Source organism: Massilia sp. Root335 (assembly GCF_001425685.1).
GTDB lineage: Bacteria > Pseudomonadota > Gammaproteobacteria > Burkholderiales > Burkholderiaceae_D > Telluria > Telluria luteola.
In genome coordinates this window covers 35,927-56,809 of sequence record NZ_LMCY01000062.1, presented here as the reverse complement: position 1 = coordinate 56,809, position 20,883 = coordinate 35,927, and the positions used below count along the sequence as shown (strand labels likewise).

Annotated in this window: 3 protein-coding genes; all 3 read left to right on the top strand. The window is 72.0% G+C overall.

The features are described 5' to 3' along the window. Nucleotides 1–31: 31 nt before the first annotated feature. Nucleotides 32–12,790 (top strand): non-ribosomal peptide synthetase, encoded by a 12,759-nt coding sequence (locus ASC93_RS27500; protein ID WP_056450264.1) that lies wholly within the window; start codon nt 32–34, stop codon nt 12,788–12,790. Then, complete coding sequence (locus ASC93_RS27495; protein WP_056450262.1) at nt 12,787–20,661, top strand: type I polyketide synthase; 7,875 nt, start codon at nt 12,787–12,789, stop codon at nt 20,659–20,661. The genes ASC93_RS27500 and ASC93_RS27495 overlap by 4 nt, the downstream gene beginning before the upstream one ends. A gap of 20 nt (nt 20,662–20,681) precedes the next feature. Further along, nucleotides 20,682–20,883, top strand: a 202-nt coding sequence (locus tag ASC93_RS31555) for a hypothetical protein (RefSeq protein ID WP_162251957.1), incomplete at its 3' end; no start/stop codon positions are given.

Genomic DNA, 20,883 nt, shown 5'->3' with positions numbered 1-20,883 from the left:
ATACGCCCGCAATCGATAGGAAGAAAACCAAATGCACATTCTTGAAGCGCTGTCATATTGCCGCGCCAGGTCGGTCGAACTCAAGCTCGACGGCGACCGCTTGAAGCTGGTCGGCGACAAGGCCGCCATCGACGACAAGTTGCTGGCGCTCGTCAAGGAGCACAAGGCCGGGCTGATCGAGCTGCTCCGGGCGAGCCGCGACGACGGCGCGGGCGCGCAGGTACACGCGGTCGCGGCAGGCCAGCGCGAACAATTGCACCTTCCTTCCTTCAACCAGCAGCGCCTGTGGTTCATGCAGCAACTGGCCGCCCGCGAAGGCGGCAACGACGGCGCCTACAACGGCGGCATCGCGCTGGTCCTGCGCGGCCGCCTCGACCGCGCCGCACTCGGCAGCGCACTCGACGCGCTGGTGCAGCGTCACGAAAGCCTGCGCACCGCCTTCGTCGACGTCGACGGCCAGCCCTGGCAGCAAGTGCGCAGCGGCGTGCGCCTGGAATGCGCCGACGTCGATTGCGGCGCGGGCGCCGACGTCGAGGCGCTGATGCGCGCGGCGGTGGCCGTCCCGTTCGACCTGGCGCACGACACGCTGATCCGCGCCACGCTGTATGCCGTCGCGCCCGCGCACCACGTGCTGCTGCTGGTGACCCATCACATCACCTCCGACGCCCGATCGCAGGAAATCCTGTTCGCCGACTTCTGCCGCATCTACGACGCGTGCGCCACCGGCCGCACGCCGACCCTGGACGCGCCACCCTACCAGTACCTCGACTACGCCAGCTGGGAGCGTACGCGCATGCAGGGCCCGTTCCTCGCCACCAAGCTGGCGCAGTGGCGCGAGTTCCTGCAAGGCGCGCCGCGCCTGCACGCGCTGCCCTGCGACGGCGACCGCCTGGCCGCGCCGCGCGCCGGCGTCGAACGCCTCGACTACGCGCTCGACGGCACGCTGGCCGCCGCGCTGGCGGCGCTGGCGAAGGCCGAGCACACCACGCTGTTCGGCGTGATGGCGGCGTTCTATTCGATCCTGCTGCACAAGCTGGGCAACGAGCCCGACGTGGTGTTCGGCATGCCGGCCGCCAACCGCCAACGCAGCGAATTCGAGGCGGTGACGGGCTATTTTTCGAATACCGTCGTGCTGCGCAACCGCCTGCCGCAGGATTACACCCTGCGCGAGGCGATCGCCGCCACCAGGACCAGCCTGGGCTTCGTGCTGACCCACCAGGACGTGCCGTTCGACATGCTGGTCGACGAGCTCAAGGTCGAGCGCAACCTCGCGTTCTCGCCGCTGTACCAGCTGTGGTTCTCGATGCACGAAGGCCGCGCCGACACGCTCGCGCTGCACGACCTCGCGGCCGACGTGCGCGCCATCGAACGCACGCAGGGCCGCTACGACCTGAAGCTCGAGGTGGAGCACCAGAACGGGCAGCTGCGCCTGACCTGGGAATATGACCGCGGCCTGTTCGAGGCGGCCACCATCGCGCGCTTCGCCGGGCATTTCGACCGGCTGCTGCACACGGCATGCGGCGCGCCGGACCTGCCGCTGTCGCACGTCGCGTTCGATGCGGCGCCGGTCCTGGCCGCCGAGGCCCGCGCGGCCACCCTGCTGCCCGTCGCCTGGCGCCAGTCGGTCGCGCGCCGTCCGGACGCCGCGGCCATCGGCGCCATGACCTGTGCCGGCGCCGACGAGCGCGCCGACCGCCTCGCCGCGCTGCTGGGCGAACTGGGCGTACTGCCGGGCAGCCGCGTCGGCATCTGCGCCGGCTGCGGCGCCGAAGCGCTCGTCGCCACGCTGGCGACGTGGAAGCTCGCCGCCGTATGCGTGCCGGTCGCCGCCGGTGCGGCTCCCGGACAGCAGGCCGGCCTGCACCTGCTGCTGGCCAGCGCCGGCTGCGCCGACGGGCTCGAACTGCACGACCTGGAACTGGTGCTGTTGCAAGGCATCGAGGACGACGACTGGCTGGACGACTACGCCGGCATCGCCACGGACGCGCCGCCGACGCCGGACGCCCCCGCGGCCCTGCTCCCCGGCGCCGACGGCCTGCCCGTGACGTTCACGCACGGCCAGCTGGCCCATTACGCGGACGCCCTTGGACAACGCTGCGCGCTGGCGCCCGGCCTCGTGTACGGCTATGCGCCGGTGGCCGGCCTCGGCTTCTTCAACACCATGCTGCTGCTCGCCCTCGCGGGCGCGGGCACGCTGCAACCGCTGCCGCACGGCGCGGTCGACGTCATGCAAGCCACGCCGGCCCAGTGCGACGCCTTGCGCGCCGGACTCGCAGCCGCGCCGCGCGCCGTCCTGTTCCTGGCCGGCCACGATCCGGCCGCCCCGTTGCCGGTCGTCGGCGCCTGCCGCGTCGTCGCCCTCCACGGCCCGCTCGAGAGCGGCATTGCGTGCCTGGCGCACGACGGTCCCGCACCAGGCCTCGGCCATGCCATCGGCGGCGCGCGCCTGCTGGTCCTGCAAGGCGACGCGCCGGCACCCGCCGGCGCGTGGGGCGAGCTGGTCGTTGCCGGCCCCGGCATCGCCGACGGCTACGCCGGCATGCCGCCGGCGCACGGCCGGTTCGTCGCGCTGGACGGGTCCGCCGCGGCGGCGCGTGCGGTGCGCACCGGCCTGCGCGTGCGGATCGACCATCACGGCGCCCTGCTCTTCGGCGGCCGCACCGACCAGCGCCTCATGTGGCGCGGCTTCGAAGTCGATCCGCGCCGGACCGAAAGCGCGTTGCGCGCGCTGCCGGACGTCGCGGCCGCGGCGGTCGTGTTCGACCCGGCCGCCGGCGCCGACGGCGCCCTCGTCGCGTACGTGGTGTCCGGCGCGGCGTCCGACGCGCTGATGCGGCAACTGCGCCTGCGCCTGCCGCACTTCCTGCTGCCCAGGACGGTGGTCAATGTCGCCGCGCTGCCGCTGCTGGCCGACGGCACGCCCGACGCGGCCGCGCTGCCGGCGCCGGCGACCGGCCAGGACGACGCCGCGCCGGCGCCCAGCGCTTCGGAAGCGGCGCTGCAGGCGATCTGGTCCGAACTGCTGGCGCGTCCGCACGTCGCGCGCACCGACAATTTCTTCGACATCGGCGGGCACTCGCTGCTCGCCACCCGCATGCTCAACCGCGTGCGCAGCCGCGTGTGGTCCGGGCTCGCGCTCGACACCATCTTCGCGCACCCGGTGCTGGCCGACCTGGCGCGCTGCATCGACGAGGCGCGCGCCGATGCCGCCGCCACGCTGCCCGCGATCGAAGCGCGCACGGACGCCGCGGGCGCGCGCCTGTCGTGCGGCCAGCAGCAGATGTGGCTGATCGACCGCATCGAGCAGGGCAGCGCCCACTACAACATGGTGGCCACCTACCGCCTGCGCGGCAGTCTCGACCAGGATGCACTGCTCGGTTGCCTGGAGCAGCTCGGCCACCGCCATGCGGCGCTGCGCACGCGCTTCACCGACGCCGGCGGCGACGTGCGCCAGCACGCCGACCCGGCCTGGACGCTCGACGCCCGGGTCGACGACCTGTGCGCGCTGGACGGCGCGGCGCGCGCGGCCCGGGTCCGGCAACACATGCGCGACGAAGCCGTCCACCGCTTCGACCTGGCCGCCGGCCGCCTGCTGCGCGCCACCCTGCTCCTGCTGGACGAGGACGAGGCGCTGCTGGTGCTGAATATCCACCATATCGCCTGTGACGGCTGGTCGATCGGCGTCCTGATGCGCGAACTGCGCCAGCTGTACGCCGCCCGCAAGGCCGGCGCCGCCGCCGCCCTCCCGCCGCTGGCGATCGCCTACAGCGACTACGCCGAATGGCAGCGCGCCCTCGTCGACAACGGCCAGATGGCGCACGCCGCCGCGTTCTGGCGCGACCAGCTGCGCGACGCGCCGCCGGTGCACGGGCTGATGACCGACAAGACGCGCCCGGCCATCGCCGACCACGCCGGCGCCGAGATCGTCGCCCACCTGGATGCCGGCCAGCGCGACGGCCTGCGGCGCCTGGCGCGCGAAGCCGGCACCACGCTGTTCATCGCGCTGGAAAGCCTGTTCGCGTCGTTCATCGCGCGCCTGTCGGCCAGCGCCGACGTCGTGATCGGCACGCCGGTGTCCGGGCGCATCCACGGCGACACCGAACCCGTCGTCGGGCTGTTCGCCAACCTGATCGCGCTGCGCCACACCATCGATTTCTCGCAACCGGCACCAGGCTACCTGGCGCAGTCGCATGCGCTGGTGAGCCGCGCGTTCGGCCAGCAGCATTATCCGTTCGAGCTGCTGGTCGACATGCTCAACCCGGAACGCAGCCTGGCGCACCATCCGTTGTTCCAGATCGTGTTCAGTCTCAAGGAAGCCGAATCGAAGCGCATGGAGCTGGCCGACGTCGAGGTCACGCGCGTCGAACGCGACCATGTCGATGCCAAGTTCGACCTGATGCTGTCGGCGGTCGAGTCGGACGCAGGCATCCGCCTCGAGTGGCAATACGCCAGCGCGCTGTTCGAAGAGGCCACCATCGCGGCGATGGCCGACCAGTTCACCGCCATGCTCGACGCCCTGCTGGCCGAGCCCACCCGGCCGATCGGCGAGCTGAACCTGCTGACCGGCGCCGACCACGCCTTCTTCGCGGCCTACGCGCACGGCCCGGATGCGGGCGCCTGCGACGAATCGCTGTATGCGTGCTTCGCGCGCGAAGCGGCGCGCAACCCGGACGGCATCGCCCTCGCCGCGGGCAAGCGGCGCGTCACCTATGCCGAGCTCGACCGGGATGCGGGCGCGATCGCGGCGCGCCTCGCGGGCCAGGGGGTGACGGCGGCGGACCGGGTCGCGCTGTACCTGCCGCGCGGCACCGACCTGATCGCCTGCCTGCTGGGCATCGTGCGCCTGGGCGCCGCCTATGTGCCGCTCGACGCCAACTATCCCGTGCAGCGCATCGTCCAGATTCTCGGCGCCAGCGGCGCGCGCCTGCTGGTGGCGGACGGCAAGCTGCTGGAGCGCCTGGACGGCAGCCCGAGCGCCGCCATCACGCTCGACGCCCTGCGCGCGGGTGCGCCGGCCGCGTTCGCGCCGCCGCCCGCCGATGCCGAACGGCTGGCCTACCTGATGTACACGTCCGGCTCCACCGGCGCGCCCAAGGGCGTGGCGATCCCGACGCGCGCGATCCTGCGCCTGGTGCGCAATGCCAACTTCATGCCGCTCGACGCGGGCACCGTCATGCTGCAGCTGGCCACCGTCGGCTTCGATGCGTCGACGCTGGAAATCTGGGGCCCGCTGCTGAACGGCGGCACGCTGGCGATCTATCCCGACGGCGTGCTCGACCTGGCGGAGCTGACCGCCTTCATCGAACGCGAACGGGTCAATGCCATGTGGCTGACGACCGCCCTGTTCGAGCAATGGGTCGAGCAGCTCGACCGTCCGCTGCCGAGGTTGCGCCACGTGCTCACCGGCGGCGAGGTCGTGTCGCCGGCGATCGTGCGCCGCCTGTACGAGAAGCTGGACCAGGTCGCCATCGTCAACGGCTACGGCCCGACCGAAAACACCACGTTCACGGCGTGCCATCCGATCGGCCGCGACTGGCCGGCCGGGCGCCCGGTCCCGATCGGCCGCCCGGTGGCCGGCACCGACGTGCTCGTGCTCGACGCGCGCGGCCAGGCCTTGCCGGTCGGCGCCATCGGCGAACTGTGCGCGGCCGGCGCGGGCGTGGCACTGGGCTACTGGAACGACCCCGCGCTGACGGCGGAAAAATTCGTCCGCGACGCCGGCAGCGGCCGCCTGCTCTATCACACCGGCGACCTGGTGCGCTGGCAGCGCGACGGCGTCCTGCAATTCCTGGGCCGTGCCGACCAGCAGGTCAAGATCCGCGGCTACCGGATCGAGCTCGGCGAAATCGAACGCTGCCTGCTGGCGTTCGAGGGCGTCCGCGAAGCGTGCGTCGTGATCCGCGACGCGCACCAGCTCGTCGCCTACTTCAGCCCCGGCGGCGGCGGCGCGCAACTGGGCGCCGCCTTGCGCACCCACGCGCAGGAGCAACTGCCGCGCTTCATGGTGCCGGCGGCCTTCGTCGCGCTGGACGCGATGCCCGTGACGGCCAACGGCAAGGTCGACAAGCGCGCCCTGCCGGCGCCGGCCGCATCCGACTATATCGCCCAGGCCTACGTGGCGCCCGAAGGCGCGCTGGAACAAACCCTGGCCGCGGTCTGGTGCAAGATCCTGCAGCGCGAGCAGATCGGCGCCGAAGACAATTTCTTCGACCTGGGCGGCAATTCGCTGCTGGCGATCCGGATGGCGAGCGCGCTGCAGGCGGCCACCGGCCACGCGCTGCCGATCCGCCAGTTGTTCCAGCTCGGGACCGTGCGCGCACTGGCGCAATGGCTGGCGACGCAGCAGGCCGGCGGCGGCCCGGCCCCGCTGGCGCGCGCCGACCGCAACGGCGTCCTCGCCGCCTCGTACGCCCAGCAGCGGCTGTGGTTCATCGACCGCGTCGAGGGCCGCAGCAACCAGTACAACATGCCGGCCTGCTTCGACCTCGACGGCGAACTCGACGTGCCGGCCCTGCAGTCGGCCGTCGACGCGCTGGTGCAGCGCCATGAAGTGCTGCGCACCACGTATCGCGAAGTCGACGGCGCCGCCGTCCAGGTCATCGCGCCCGTCGTCGACAGCACCATCGATTACCACGACCTGCGCGCGCTGCCGGCCACGCAACGAGCCGTCACCGCCGCCGAACGCCTGCTGGCGCAGGCCCACGCCGATTTCGACCTGGCCGCGGGCCCGGTATTCCGGATCACGCTGGTGCGCATGGACGCGTGCGCCTACCGGATGCTGTTCAACATGCACCACATCGCCTCCGACGGCTGGTCCGTCGGGGTCCTGATCCGCGACCTGGGTGCGCTCTACCGCGCGGCCTGCGGCAGCGGCGCCGCGGCGCTGGCGCCGCTGCCGGTCCAGTATGCCGACTACGCGCAATGGCAGCGCGCGCAACTGGCGCCCGATCGCTACGCCGCGCTGGCCGGCTACTGGCGCGGCCAGCTGGACCAGCTGCCGCAGCTGCATGGGCTCCCGCTCGACCGCCCGCGCCCGGCGCGCATCACCACCCGCGGCGCCGTCATCCGCACCCGCGCGGAACCCGCGCTGACGCGCACGCTGAACGCGCTGGCGCGGCGCCACGAGATGTCGCTGTTCATGCTGCTGCAGGCCTGCTACGCGCTGCTGCTGGCGCGCGTGAGCGGCGAAGCCGAGGTCGTCGTCGGCACGCCGGTCGCCGGGCGCGACCGGCCGGAACTCGACGCCCTCGTCGGCTGCTTCGTCAACACGGTCGTGCTGAGGAACCGCATCGAGCCCGACGCCACGGTCGAGCAGTATCTCGGCGCCAGCCGCGCCATGGTGCTCGACGCGTTCGAACACCAGGCGCTGCCGTTCGACCTGCTGGTCGAGGAATTGAATCCGCCGCGCAGCGCCAGCCATCTGCCGCTGTTCCAGCTCTGGTTCGTGCTGCAGAACATGGAAGTGGGCAAGCTCGACCTGCCGGGCCTGGCCATCACCGAAGTCGCGCGCGACGAGGTCGCGGCCAAGTTCGACCTGATGCTCAGCGCGACCGAGCGCGACGGCGCGATCGACTTCAACTGGGTCTACAACCGCGACCTGTTCGACGACGCCACCATCGGTGCCTGGTCCGACAGCTTCGGGGTGCTGCTCGATGCGCTGGCCGGCGGTGCCGGCGCTGCCGTCGGCGCGCTGAACCTGGTCGGAGAACAACAGCGCGCGCGCCTGGCCGGCTACGCCTGCCCGGTCACGCTGCCGGCGCCGCGCGACACCATGCTGCGCCAGTTCCGCGACGCCGCGCTGCGCCACCCCGAACGCGTGGCGGTGCGCAGCGGCGACGCCGTGCTCAGCTACGGCCAACTGGCCGCCCGTGCCGGGCGCCTGGCGAGCTGCCTGGCCGAGCAAGGGATCGCGCCGGGCGACCGGGTCGGCATCTGCTGCCCGCGCTCGGCCGAGCAACTCATCGCCGTGCTCGGCATCTGGCAGGCCGGCGCGGCCTATGTGCCGATCGACCCGCAGGCCCCGGCGGCGCGCCAGTCCTTCATCGTGGCCGACACCGGCGCCACCATGGTGCTCGGCACCCGCCAGACGCTCGAACGCTTCGACCTGCCGGCCATCGACCTGATGTTCCTCGACGGCGCCGCCGCCGACGACGACTGGCTGGCCGGCTACGGCGATGCGCCCGACCTGGCGCAGCCCGCCGCGCTGGCCTATGTGCTGTACACGTCGGGCAGCAGCGGACGCCCGAAAGGCGTCATGGTGCAGCACGACAGCCTGAGCCACCTGGGCCAGGCACTGGCGCTGATGCTGCGCGCAAACGGCGTGCCGGAAGCGCTGCGCTGGGCCTGGAACGCGCCGCTCGTGTTCGATGCCTCCCTGCAGGCGGTGGCCCAGCTGGGCGCGGGCGGCGAACTGCACATCCTGTCCGAACACCTGCGCACGTCGCCGGCGCTGCTGCTCGACTACATGCGGCTGCACGGCATCGACATGCTCGACGGCACCCCGAGCCTGCTCGAACTCGTGCTGCAGGAAGACGCGCGCCGTCCGCGCGCCCTGCCGCACCTGCTCGTCGGCGGCGAACCGATCAACGGCGCGCTGTGGGACGGCATCGCCGCCGCGATGGCGCGCGCCGGCCGGGTCGCCATCAACGTCTACGGCCCCACCGAAACGACGGTCGACGCCACCTGGGCGCGCATCGAGGCCGGCACGGTGCCGCATATCGGCCGGCCGCTGGCGGGCGTGAAGGTCAGGGTCCTCGACGCCCGCCTGCAGGAAGTGCCGCCCGGCGCCATCGGCGAATGCTGCATCGGCGGTCCCGGCGTGGCGCGCGGCTACCTGAACCGGCCGGAACTCGACGCCGACAAATTCATCGCCCTGCCGGGTGCGGACGGGAGCGAACGCTTCTACCGCTCCGGCGACATGGTGCGCTGGCGTCCCGACGGCACCCTGGCCTACCTGTACCGGAGCGATGCCCAGGTCAAGCTGCGCGGCTACCGCATCGAGCCCGGCGAAATCGAAGAAGTGCTCGCCGCGCACCCGGGCGTCGCCGAGGCGGCCGTCGTGCCGGCGCCGGACGGCGAGTCGCTGCTGGCCTACGTCGTCGCCCATGGCGCGGCGGTGGGCGCGGACGAGCTGGCGGCGCACTGCCGCATCAGCCTGCCGGAATACATGCTGCCCGCGGCGTTCGTCGAGATGCCGGCGCTGCCGCTGACGGCCAGCGGCAAGCTCGACGTCCGCGCCCTGCCGGCGCCGCCACAGGATGGGCAGGAAGAACGCAGCCGGGGCGCGCAAACGGCCACGGAACATGCGCTCGAGGCCATCTGGAGCACGATCCTCGGCAAGAGCGGCCTGTCGGTCCACGCCAACTTCTTCGCGCTGGGCGGCCATTCGCTGCTGGCGATCCGCGTCATCAGCGCGATCCGCGAACGGCTCGGGGCCGAACTGGCGCTGGCCACCTTCTTCGCCGGCCCGACCATCGCCCAGCTCGCCCAGGTCCTCGACGCCATGCCGCGCGGGCGCGCGCTGCCGCCGATCGTGCCGCTGGCCGCCGGCGCCGACCTGCCGTTGTCGTTCGCGCAGCATCGCCTGTGGCTGATCGACCGTCTCGAAGGCGCCAGCGTCCAGTACAACATGCCGGCCGCTTTCGAGCTGGCCGGCCGCTTCGACCTCGACGCCTGCCGCCGCAGCCTGACGGCGATCGTCGCGCGGCATGCGGTGCTGCGCACCACGTACGCCGAACGCGACGGCCATGCGGTCCAGTGCGTGCAGCCCGCCGCCGACGTGGCGGTCGGGCTGACCGACCTGTCGCACCTGGCGCCGCCCGCCCGCGCCGCCGAAGTCGAGCGCCTGCTGCGCGCCGACGCCACCGCGCCGTTCGACCTCGGCGCCGACCTGATGCTGCGCGCGCAGGTGCTGCGCCTGGCGCCCGAGCGCCACGTGCTGATGTTCAACATGCACCACATTGCTTCCGACGGCTGGTCGATCAACCTGCTGACGACCGAATTCGTCCAGGCGTACCGCGCCTTCGCCGAGGGCGGCACGCCGGCGTTCGCACCCTTGCCCATCCAGTACGCCGATTTCGCGCACTGGCAACGCCATACCCTCGCCGACGACGTGCTGGCGGCGGACACCGCGTACTGGCAGCGCCGGCTGCAAGGCGTGCCCCAGGTGCACAGCCTGCCGCTCGACAAGCCCCGCCCGGTCCGCCAGACCTACAACGGCGCGCTGCTCACCCGCCAGGTGCCGTCCGGCCTGCTCGCCTCGCTCAAGGAGTATTCCCGCAAGCGCGACGCGACGCTGTTCATGACCCTGCAGACGGTGCTGGCGGCCCTGCTGGCGCGCTGGAGCAACGAGCACGACATCGTGATCGGCACCCCGGCGGCCGGGCGCTCGCAACAAAGCCTGGAAGGACTGATCGGCTGCTTCCTCAACACCCTGGTGCTGCGCAGCGACCTGGCGGGCAACCCGAGCTTCGACGACATGCTGGCCCGCACCCGCGGCACCGTGCTGGAGGCTTTCGAGCACCAGGCCGTGCCGTTCGAGATGCTCGTCGACGCGCTCAAGCCCGAACGCAGCCTGAGCCATCCGGCGCTGTTCCAGATCATGTTCGTGCTGCAGAGCCAGGAACAGACGGCGTTCGCGCTGCCGTCGCTGGCGATGCGCCCGGTCGAGCGCAACGTGGTGATGGCCAAGTTCGACCTGCTGCTCAATGCGAACGAACGCGCCGGCGGCCTGGAGCTGACCTGGACCTACAACACCGACCTGTTCGACGCGGCGACGATCGCGCGCATGGCGGACGCCTACGAACAGATCCTGCACACGGTCGTCGCGTCCGGCGCGACCCGCCTGCAGGCGCTGAACCTGCTGCCGCCGGCCGAGGCCGACAAGATGCTGCGCCAGTGGAACGACACCGCCATGGCGCTGCCGTACGAACAGTGTCTGCACGACCTGTTCGTGGCGCAGGCGCGGGCCACGCCGGACGCGATCGCGGTCGTCGACGAGCATGGCAGCCAGACGTACGGCGAGCTGTTCGCGCATGCCGCGGCGCTGGCGGCGCGCCTGCGTCCGCACGCGGCCGAACCGGAAACGCTGATGGCGATCCTGCTGCCCAAGGGCCGCCTGCAGCTGGCGGCCGCCCTGGCCATCATGATGGCGGGCGCCGCCTACCTGCCGCTCGACACGGGCTGGCCGGCGGCGCGCATCGACCAGGTGCTGGAACATGGCAACGCACGCGTGCTGCTGGCCGGCGCGGCGCTGGCCGAAGGCATCACGCACGGCGCCGTCCGGATCGACCCGGCGGCGCAGGCGCCGCTGGCGCCGGACGCCGCGGCGGCCGCGCTCGCGGGCTTCGCCAGCGTGCAGGCACCGTCCAGCCTGGCCTACGTGATCTTCACGTCCGGCTCCACGGGCAAGCCCAAGGGCGTGGCGATCGAGCACCGGTCGGCGGTGAATACCTGCCTCGACATCAACCAGCGCTACCGCGTGGGACCGGACGACGCCGTGCTGGCCGTGTCGGCGCTGTCGTTCGACCTGTCGGTCTACGACATGTTCGGCCTGCTCGCGGCCGGCGGACGCGTGGTGTTCCCGGACGAAGCGCGCCAGAAGGACCCGGCGCACTGGGCCGGGCTGGTCGAGCGCGAGCGCATCAGCCTGTGGGACTCCGTGCCGGCCTCGGCCGAGCTGCTGACCGCCCAGTACGAATGGCGCGCGCGCCGCGGCGGCGGCGCATTGCGGGTGCTGATGATGAGCGGGGACTGGATCGCGCCGACCCTGCCGGCCCGCATCGCCGCCGTCTTCCCGGGCGTGGCCATGCACAGCCTGGGCGGCGCGACCGAAGGCTCGGTGTGGTCGATCAGCTATCCGATCGTGTCGGACATGGGCGAACGCAAGAGCGTCCCTTACGGCAAGCCGCTCGCGAACCAGGCGTTCTATGTGCTCACCGACGACCTCGTGCCCTGTCCGGTGGGCGTGGTGGGCGAACTGCACATCGGCGGCATCGGCGTGGCGCGCTGCTATTACGGCGACGCCGAGCGTACCGCCGCCAGCTTCGTCGTGCACGACGCGCTGCACGACCGCGTCTACAAGACGGGCGACCTCGGGCGCTACCTCCCCGACGGGAATATTGAATTTATCGGCCGCAAGGACTTGCAAGTCAAGCTGCGCGGCTTCCGGATCGAGCTGGGCGACATCGAGGCGGCACTCACCCGTGCCGCCGGAGTGGCCGACGCAGTGGTGATGGTGCTGAAGGACGCGACCGGCATACAACAGCTGGTGGCGTACGTCCAACTCGATGCCGACGGGCAGGAAGACGCCGCCGCGCTCGGCGCGCGCCTGCGCCTGCACCTCGCGTCGCTGCTGCCCAACTACATGGTGCCCGCCTATTACGTGGTGCTCGATGCGTTCCCGCTGTCGCCCAACAACAAGGTCGACCGCAAGCAGTTGCCGCCGCCCGTCTGGAACCGCGACGACGACATCGTCATCGCGCCCGAGGGCCCCGTCGAAACGGCGCTGGCCGACATCTGGCGGCAAGTGCTGGGGCGCGACCGGATCAGCGTCGAGCGCAATTTCTTCGACCTGGGCGGCAGTTCGGTGCACCTGATCGAAATCGCCAGCAAGGCCAACCTGGTGCTCGAGCAGGACCTGAGCGTGGTGAGCTATTTCGAGCATCCGACCGTGCGCGCCATGGCGGCCCACATCAACGAACGCAGCCGCCACGCGGCGGCCGAGACCGATCTTCCGAAACGCAGCAAGAGCCGCCTGGCGGCGCGCTTGGCACAACGAGGTGCACGATGAAACAGACCCATACGACCGGACTCGAAATCGCCGTGGTCGGCATGGCGCTCCGGCTGCCGCGCGCGGCCGACACCGAGGAATTCTTCGGCCACCTGTGCCGCGGCGAGGAACTGATCCGGTTCTTCGACGACGACACCCTGCGCGAGTACGGCGTGCCGGAGGCCGATATCGCCAACCCGGCCTACGTCAAGGCCGCCGGCTGCCTCGACGAACGGTTTGGGTTCGACGCCGACTTCTTCGACTACAAGGCGCGCGAAGCCGAATTCATGGACCCGCAGCTGCGCCTGCTGCACGAGTGCTGCTGGGAGGCGCTCGAGGCGGGCGGCTGCGACCCGCAACTGGCCGCCGGCGCCATCGGCCTGTATGCCGGCTCGAGCCAGAACATGAACTGGCTGCGCGCGGTGGCGCAGCACGTGGGCGACAAGATCGGCGAGATCTACGACCTCAAGATGCTGTACCAGCGCGAGTTCTTTCCCACCCGCGTGTCGTATCGGCTGAACCTCAAGGGGCCGGCGATCGGCATCGACAGCACCTGCTCGACGTCGCTGGTCGCGCTGCACATGGCGGCCCAGGGACTGCTCAGCGGCGACTGCGACGTGGCGCTGGCCGGCGGCGTGTGCGTGTCGCCCGTGGTCAAGGGCTATGCCTACCACGAAGGCATGATCCAGTCGCCGGACGGCCACTGCCGCGCGTTCGACGCGCAGGCCAACGGCACCGTGCCGGGCCAGGGCGTGGGCATCGTGGCGCTCAAGCGCCTGGACGATGCGATCGCCGACGGCAATCCGATCCACGCGGTGCTCAAGGCGTCGGCCATCAACAACGACGGCAACGACAAGGTCGGCTACACCGCGCCGTCGGTGGCGGGCCAGAGCCGGGTCATCCGCAGCGCGCTGGACCTGGCGCAAGTCGCGTCCGGCGACATCGATTTCGTCGAATGCCACGGCACCGCGACGCGCATCGGCGACCCGATCGAAGTCGAGGCGCTGGGCCAGGCCTACGGCGCGCGCGACGGCGCGGCGCCATGCCTGATCGGCTCGGTCAAGTCGAATATCGGCCACCTCGACGCCGCCGCCGGGATCATGGGCTTCATCAAGGCCGTGCTGGCGGTCCGCCACGGGGTGCTGCCGCCGTCCCTGCACTACGCGCGGCCGAATCCGCTGATCGCATTCGAACGCGGCGGCTTCGCCGTCAACACTGCGCTCACCCCGCTCGAGCAACCCGCGCGCCCGCTGCGTGCCGGCGTGAGCGCCTTCGGCGTGGGCGGCACCAACGCCCACGCCATCGTCGAACAATACGTGGAGCGGCGCGCGGCCTCGGCCGACGCCGGCCGCCATCGCCTGGTGCCGCTGTCCGCACGCGACCCGCAGGCGTTGCGCCGCTACGCCGCGAAGCTGCGCCGCGCGCTCGGCGCCGGGGCGCCGTCGCTCGACGCGGTGGCGCGCACGCTGCAGCAGGCGCGCCGCCACTTCGCCGTGCGCCGGCCGCTGGTGGCCGCCACGCGCGAACAATTGCTGGCGCAGCTCGACGACGTCGCGAACGGCGCCGCCGCGCCGGCGCCGCGGCAGCGCCCCGTCGTCTTCATGTTCAGCGGCCAGGGTGCGCAATACCCGGGCATGACGCGCCAGCTGTATGCGCGCGAGCCGCAGTACCGCGCGCACGTGGACGCCTGCCTGGCGCTGCTCGAGCCGGCCCTGTCCGCCCGCGTGCGCGACCTGCTGCTGGCCGATCCGGCCGGCGACCGGCATGCCGAAGCCGCCGATACCGCGCTGGCGCAGCCCCTGCTGTTCATCGTCGAATACGCGCTGGCCCGCACCCTCATGGGCTGGGGCGTGGAACCGGCGATGATGATCGGGCACAGCCTGGGCGAGTTCGTCGCGGCCTGCCTGGCGGACGTGTTCACGCTGCCCGACGCCCTCGCGCTGGTGTGCCGGCGCGGGCGCCTGATGGCGGGCGCCGAGCCGGGCGCGATGCTCAGCGTGCGGCTGCCGGAATCGGCCATCGGCGCCTGGCTCGGCGACAGCCTCGACCTGGCGGCCGTCAACAGTTCGGCCCTGACGGTGGTCAGCGGACCGCTGCCGGCCATCGCCGCGCTCGAGGCCCGCCTGGCGGCCGACGGCGTCGCCTGCACCCGCCTGAAGACGTCGCATGCCTATCACTCGCGCATGATGGACGGGGTCCTGGCCGAGTTCCGCGCCGCGGTCGACGCCACGCCGCGCCGGGCGCCGCGGCGCCCCTTCATGTCGAACCTGTCCGGCGCGCCCGTCACCGAAGCCGACGCGCTCGATCCGGCCTACTGGTGCCGCCACCTGCGCGGCGCGGTACGCTTCGCCGACGCCATCGGCGCCCTGCAGCGGCAAGGCCCGCACACCTTCGTCGAAATCGGTCCGGGCAACGCGCTCGCCACGTTCGTGCGCAGTCACGAGGATTGCGACGACAGCCACCTGTGCCTGCAGGCCGTGCGCCACCCGCGCCAGGACGACGCCGACGACGCCTTCCTGCTGCGCGCGCTCGGCCACCTGTACGCCGACGGCGCCAGCCTGCGCTGGGACGCCGTGTCGGCCGACATCGAGGGCCCGTTCATCGCGCTGCCGACCTATGCCTTCGCACCCACCGTGTACGACCAGGTCGCCGGCACGCGGCAGGCGCCGGCCGCGGCGCACGATGTACCTGCTCCGGCGCCGCGCACGATCTGCCATCCCCGCCCCGACCTGTCCACGCCGTTCGTGGCGCCCCGCGGCGACACCGAGCAACGTCTCGCCGCGCTGTGGTGCGCCATTTTCAAGCTCGATCGCATCGGCGCGGACGACAATTTCTTCGACCTGGGCGGGCATTCGCTGCTGGCCACCCGCGTGCTGGCCGACGTGCGCGAGGCGTTCGGCGCCGACATCGCGATGCACGCACTGTTCGAAGACCCCACCGTCGCCGCGCTGGCGCGCCTGGTCGAACAGGCCGACACGGGCAGCGCGCGCTATCCGGCGCTGGTGGCGGCCGACCGCGGCGCGCCGATCCCGATGTCGTTCCAGCAGCGCCGGCTGTGGATGATCGACCGCCTCGGCGGCGGCAGCGCCCAGTACAACATGCCGGCGCCCTTCATCCTCAACGGCGCGCTGAACCTCGACGCCCTGCAGGGCGCGCTCGACCGCCTGGTGGCGCGCCACGAGTCGCTGCGCACCGTGTTCTGCGAAACCGACGGCGAAGCCCTGCAGGTCATCCGTCCGCCTCAGCCGGTCCCGATCGCCCGCCTCGACCTGGCGGCGCTGCCGGCCGGCGAGCGCGCCGGACGCCAGCGCGCGCTGGTGGACGCCGACGCCCGGCGCGCGTTCGACCTGACGGCCGAACTGCCGCTGCGCGTGACGCTGGTCCGTCTCGCCGAGCGCCAGCACCTGTTGCTGTTCAACGCCCACCATATCGTCTCGGACGGCTGGTCCGAAGTCATCCTGGTCAAGGAGTTCGCCGAACTCTATCGCGCGCTGGCATCCGGCACCGAGCCGGCGCTCGCGCCCCTGTCGCTGCAGTACGCCGACTTCGCCGCGTGGCAACGCAACTGGCTGGTCGGGCCGCTGCTCGAGCAGGAGCTCGACTTCTGGCGCGCGCGCCTGGCCGGCATCCCGGCGGTCCACAGCCTGCCGCTCGACAAGCCGCGCGCGGCCGTGTCCAGGCATGCCGGCGCGCTGCTCAAGCGCACCCTGGCGCCGCAACTGCTGGCGCGCCTGCAGGCCTTCAGCCAGGCGCACCGCGCCACGCTGTTCATGACCTTGCAGGCCGCGTTCGCGCTGCTGCTGGGACGCCTGGGCAACAGCGACGATATCGTGATGGGCACGCCGATCGCGGGACGCATGCACAAGCCGCTCGAACCGCTGATCGGCTTCTTCGTCAACACCCTGCTGCTGCGCACCGACCTGTCGGCCAATCCGAGCTTTGCCCAGCTGCTGGACCAGACGCGCCGGATGGCCTTGTCCGCGTTCGAACACCAGCACGTGCCGTTCGAGATGCTGGTCGAGGAGCTGGCGCCGGCGCGCTCGCGCAGCCATGCGCCGTTGTTCCAGGTCCTGTTCGCGCTGCAGAACTACGAGCGCGGCACGCTGTCGATCGACGGACTCGAACTCGAACGCGTCGAGGAAACCGTCGCCGCCAAGGTCGACCTGACCCTGATCATGGCCGAATCGCCCGACGGCCTGTTCGCCAACTGGTACTACGACACCGACCTGTTCGAGCCGGCGACCATCGAACGCATGGCCGACCAGCTGGAAGCGCTGCTGGCCGCCCTGCCGGACGGCGCCGACCGTCCCGTGCTCGGCTTCGACATCGTCGCCGGCGCGGAGCGCGTCCTGCTCGACCGGTGGCAGGACGCGGATGGCGCCGGGCGCCAGGTGCTCGACCGGGCCGGCATGCCGGCGCCGATCGGCGTGCACGGCGAACTGCATGTGAGCGGGCCCGATGGGCGCACGGCGGGCACGGGCCAGTGCGCGCGCTGGCGCGCGGACGGCCGGCTCGAGATGCTCGGCGCGCTCGACGACCTCGCCCTGCTGCACGGCTACCCGATCGCGCTGGCGCCGATCGAGGCCGCGCTGGCGCAGCATCCGGCCATTGCGGAAGCGGTGGTACGGATCGTCGACCAGCGCCTCGTCGCCTATGCCGTCCCGGTGCCCGGCGCGGCGGCGCCCGATGCGGATGCGGCGCGCCGGTTCCTCGCGGACGTGCTCCCCGCGGCCGTGCCGCCGCACGCCGTGCTGGCGCTGGCGCAGATCCCGCGCCTGCCGGACGGCCGTCCCGACCTGGCGGCGCTGGCGCAGGCAGCGGCCGGCCACGCGGCGCCGCGCAAGTTGCCGGGCAACGCGATGGAGCAGCGGGTCCTCGACGCCTGGTGCACGGTGCTCCAGATTGCCCCGCCGTCGATCGACCAGGATTTCTTTTCGCTCGGCGCCGATTCGATCCTGCTGCTCAAGCTCAGCGCCCACCTGGGCCGCGAAGGGCTGAAGTTCTCGGTCAAGGATTTCTATGCCGAACCGACCGTCGAGGCGATGGCGCGCCTGATGGAAGTCGTCGAGCACCCGGAAGCGGATGCCCGCCCGGCGCATGGCGCGCAACTGCTGCATCCGATGCAGCGCGAACTGCTCGCCGACGGCAGCCCGGACCCGCATCACTTCAACCAGTCGGTACTGCTCGACGTCGGCCCCGGATTCGATCCCGCGCTGATCGAACCGGTACTGGCCGCGCTGCACGCGCGCCACGACGCGCTGCGCCTGTGCTTCGTGCGCGACGGCGACGGCTGGAGCGCGCACTACCGCGCGCCGGCGGACGTGGCGCCGGCCGCCGGCGTGTGCCGGGTCGTCATCGACGCCGCCGACCCCGCGCCGGCCGACGCCTTCCTGCGCGAGGCGAACCGCGTCCAGCGTTCGCTGTCGCTGGAAGGCCCGTTGCTGAAGTTCGCGCACTTCGCGCTGCCCGACGGCGGCGCGCGCCTCCTGATCGTGGCCCATCACCTCGTGGTCGACGGCGTCTCATGGCGCGCCTTGTTGCAGGACGTGGAAACGGGCTACCGCCAGGCCGCGGCCGGCCAGCCGGTCACGCTGCCGGCCCGGCCCGCCACCTTCCAGCGCGCCGTCGACGCGTTGCGCGACCTGGCCGGCACGCCGGCCATGCTGGCCGAGCTGCCGTACTGGCAGGCGGTGCTGGCGGCCGCCCCGGCGGCCCCGGACCGCGGCCCGGACGAGGACGACCTCGTGGCCGACGAAGGCTCGACCACCGTGGTGCTGCCGCAGGCGCTGACCGAGCAGCTGCTGGCCGGCTGCGGACGGGCTTACCGCATGAACGTGGACGAGGTGTTGCTGGCCGCGCTGCGCCTGGCCTTCGACGACTGGCGCGGCCAGGCGCCGCTGGCCGTGCTGATGGAGGGCCACGGGCGCGCCGCGCTCGGCGACGTGCTCGACATCGGCGACACCGTCGGGTGGTTCACGGCCATGTACCCGGTCCTGTTCGGCGGCGTCGAGGGCGACCCGGCCGCGCTGCTGCGCGACACCAAGGAGGTGCTGCGCCGGGTGCCGGCCAAGGGCGAACACTTCGGTGCGCTCAAGCACCTGGCCCGGCCCGCGACCGGGCTCGACGACAGCGCGTTCCGCGCCGGCGCGGTGATGTTCAACTATCTCGGCCAGTTCGACCAGGTGGTCGGCGCCGGCGCCCTGTTCGCGCCGGCGCCGGAAGCGTCGGGCGACAACGTCTCGCCGCGCCGCCGCCGCGCCGCGCCGCTGGCCTTCGACGGTTTGGTCTCCGGCGGGCGGCTGCGCTTTTCCATCAAGTACAACCGGCGCCACGTGGATGGCGCCCGCATCGCCGCGCTGGCCGGCGCCTTCGAGCGCGCCCTCGCCGAACTGGTCGGCTGCTGGCAGGAACGGCCGCTCACCGGGCTGACCCCGAGCGACGTCGCGCCGCTGGCGACCGACCAGGCCGAGCTCGATCAATGGCAGTTGCGGTGGCCGGCCATGCGCGACGCGTATCCGGCCACCGGATCGCAGCAGGGCATGCTGTTCCGCTCGATGCGCGACAGCGCCGGGCACAACGCGGCCTTCGTCAACCAGCTCATCTTCGACATCGAAGGCGAACTCGATCTTCCGCGCCTGCAGCATGCATGGGAAACCCTGCCGCACCGGCACGACGTGTTCCGCACCGCCTTCGTCGTGCCGCGCCAGGGCGGCATCGCCCAGCTGCAGATGGCGCCGGAGAGCGTGACGCTGCCGTTCTTCTACGAAGACCTGGCGGCGCTGCCGCCGACCGAGCAGGAAGCCGTCATCGCACAGTTCACCGGGGCCGACCGCGGGCGCGGCTTCGACATGGCGCAGGCGCCCCTGAGCCGGGTCGCCGTGTGGCGCCTCACGCCGGGCTGCCACCGGGTGCTGTGGACGACCCACCACGCCATCATCGACGGCTGGAGCGTGCCGCTGGTATTCCGCTCCTTGCTGGACAGCTACGCGGGCGGCGAGCTGCGCGGCGAACCCGCGGCGCGGACGTTCAAGAATTACGTGCAATGGCTCGGCAAGCAGGACGAGGCCGGCGCCAAGGCGTACTGGCGCGCCCGCCTGGCGCCGCAGGAAGCCCCCTGCATCATCGCGCCCGACGTGCGCCATGCCCCGTCCTCGCAGCCGGCCCAGGTCCAGCTCAAGCTCGAGGCCGATCAAACGGCGCGGCTCGAGGCGCTGGCCCGCACCGTCGGGGTGACGCCCTACAGTCTGGTGCAATGCGCCTGGGCCTACGTGCTGCACACGTACACGGGGCTGGGACGCGTGTGCTTCGGTTCCGTCAACTCGGGCCGCCCGGCCCAGCTGGCCGGGGCCGACGCCACCGTCGGACCGTTCATCAATACCTTGCCCGTCACGCTGGAGGTCGACGCCGGCCAGCCGCTGCGCCAATGGCTGCGCGACGCCCACCACCAGCAGCTCGAGTGGCAGAACCATGGGTTCCTGCAGCTGCCCGACATCCTGGCGCAGTCGCCCTTCGGCACGCGCGCCGAGCTGTTCAACACCACGCTCGTGTACGAAAACTATCCGGTCGACAGCATCCGCGATGCCCAGGCGACGCTGCGCATGACCGGCTTGCACAGCCAGGAAAGCACCGGCACCGGCCTGACCCTGGTGTTCATGCCGGGCGACGGCATGACGGTCAAGCTGATGTACCAGAGCGGCGAATTCTCGGCCGCCCAAAGCGAACGCATCGTCCGCCACGTGGTGCGCCTGCTGGCCGCCATGCCCGGCCTGGCCGACGGCCTGGTCGCCAGCCTCGACGACGCGCTCGACGAGGCTGCCGGCCCCGCGGACGGCGGCGCGGATCTCGACGACGAACACCTGCTCGCCCTCCTGGACGAACTGGACAACATTTGAACCCTCAAGAGGTGAATCCGATGAAAGAACAGAACAGCACCCCGAACCCGCTCGACGCACTCAGCCCGCAGCAGCGCGAGCGCCTCATGGAGCTGGCGCGCGCACGACGCCATGCGGCGAACGGCAACCTGCACGACAAGTTCGAGCAATGGGTGATCCGGCGTCCGCAGGCGGTGGCGGTCAGCCACGGCAAGCGCCATGTGTGCTACGGGGAACTGGGCG

Coding starts and splice junctions, on each gene's coding strand:
- ASC93_RS27500 (WP_056450264.1), top strand. CDS start 32: ATGCACATTCTTGAAGCGCTGTCATATTGCCGCGCCAGGTCGGTCGAA.
- ASC93_RS27495 (WP_056450262.1), top strand. CDS start 12,787: ATGAAACAGACCCATACGACCGGACTCGAAATCGCCGTGGTCGGCATG.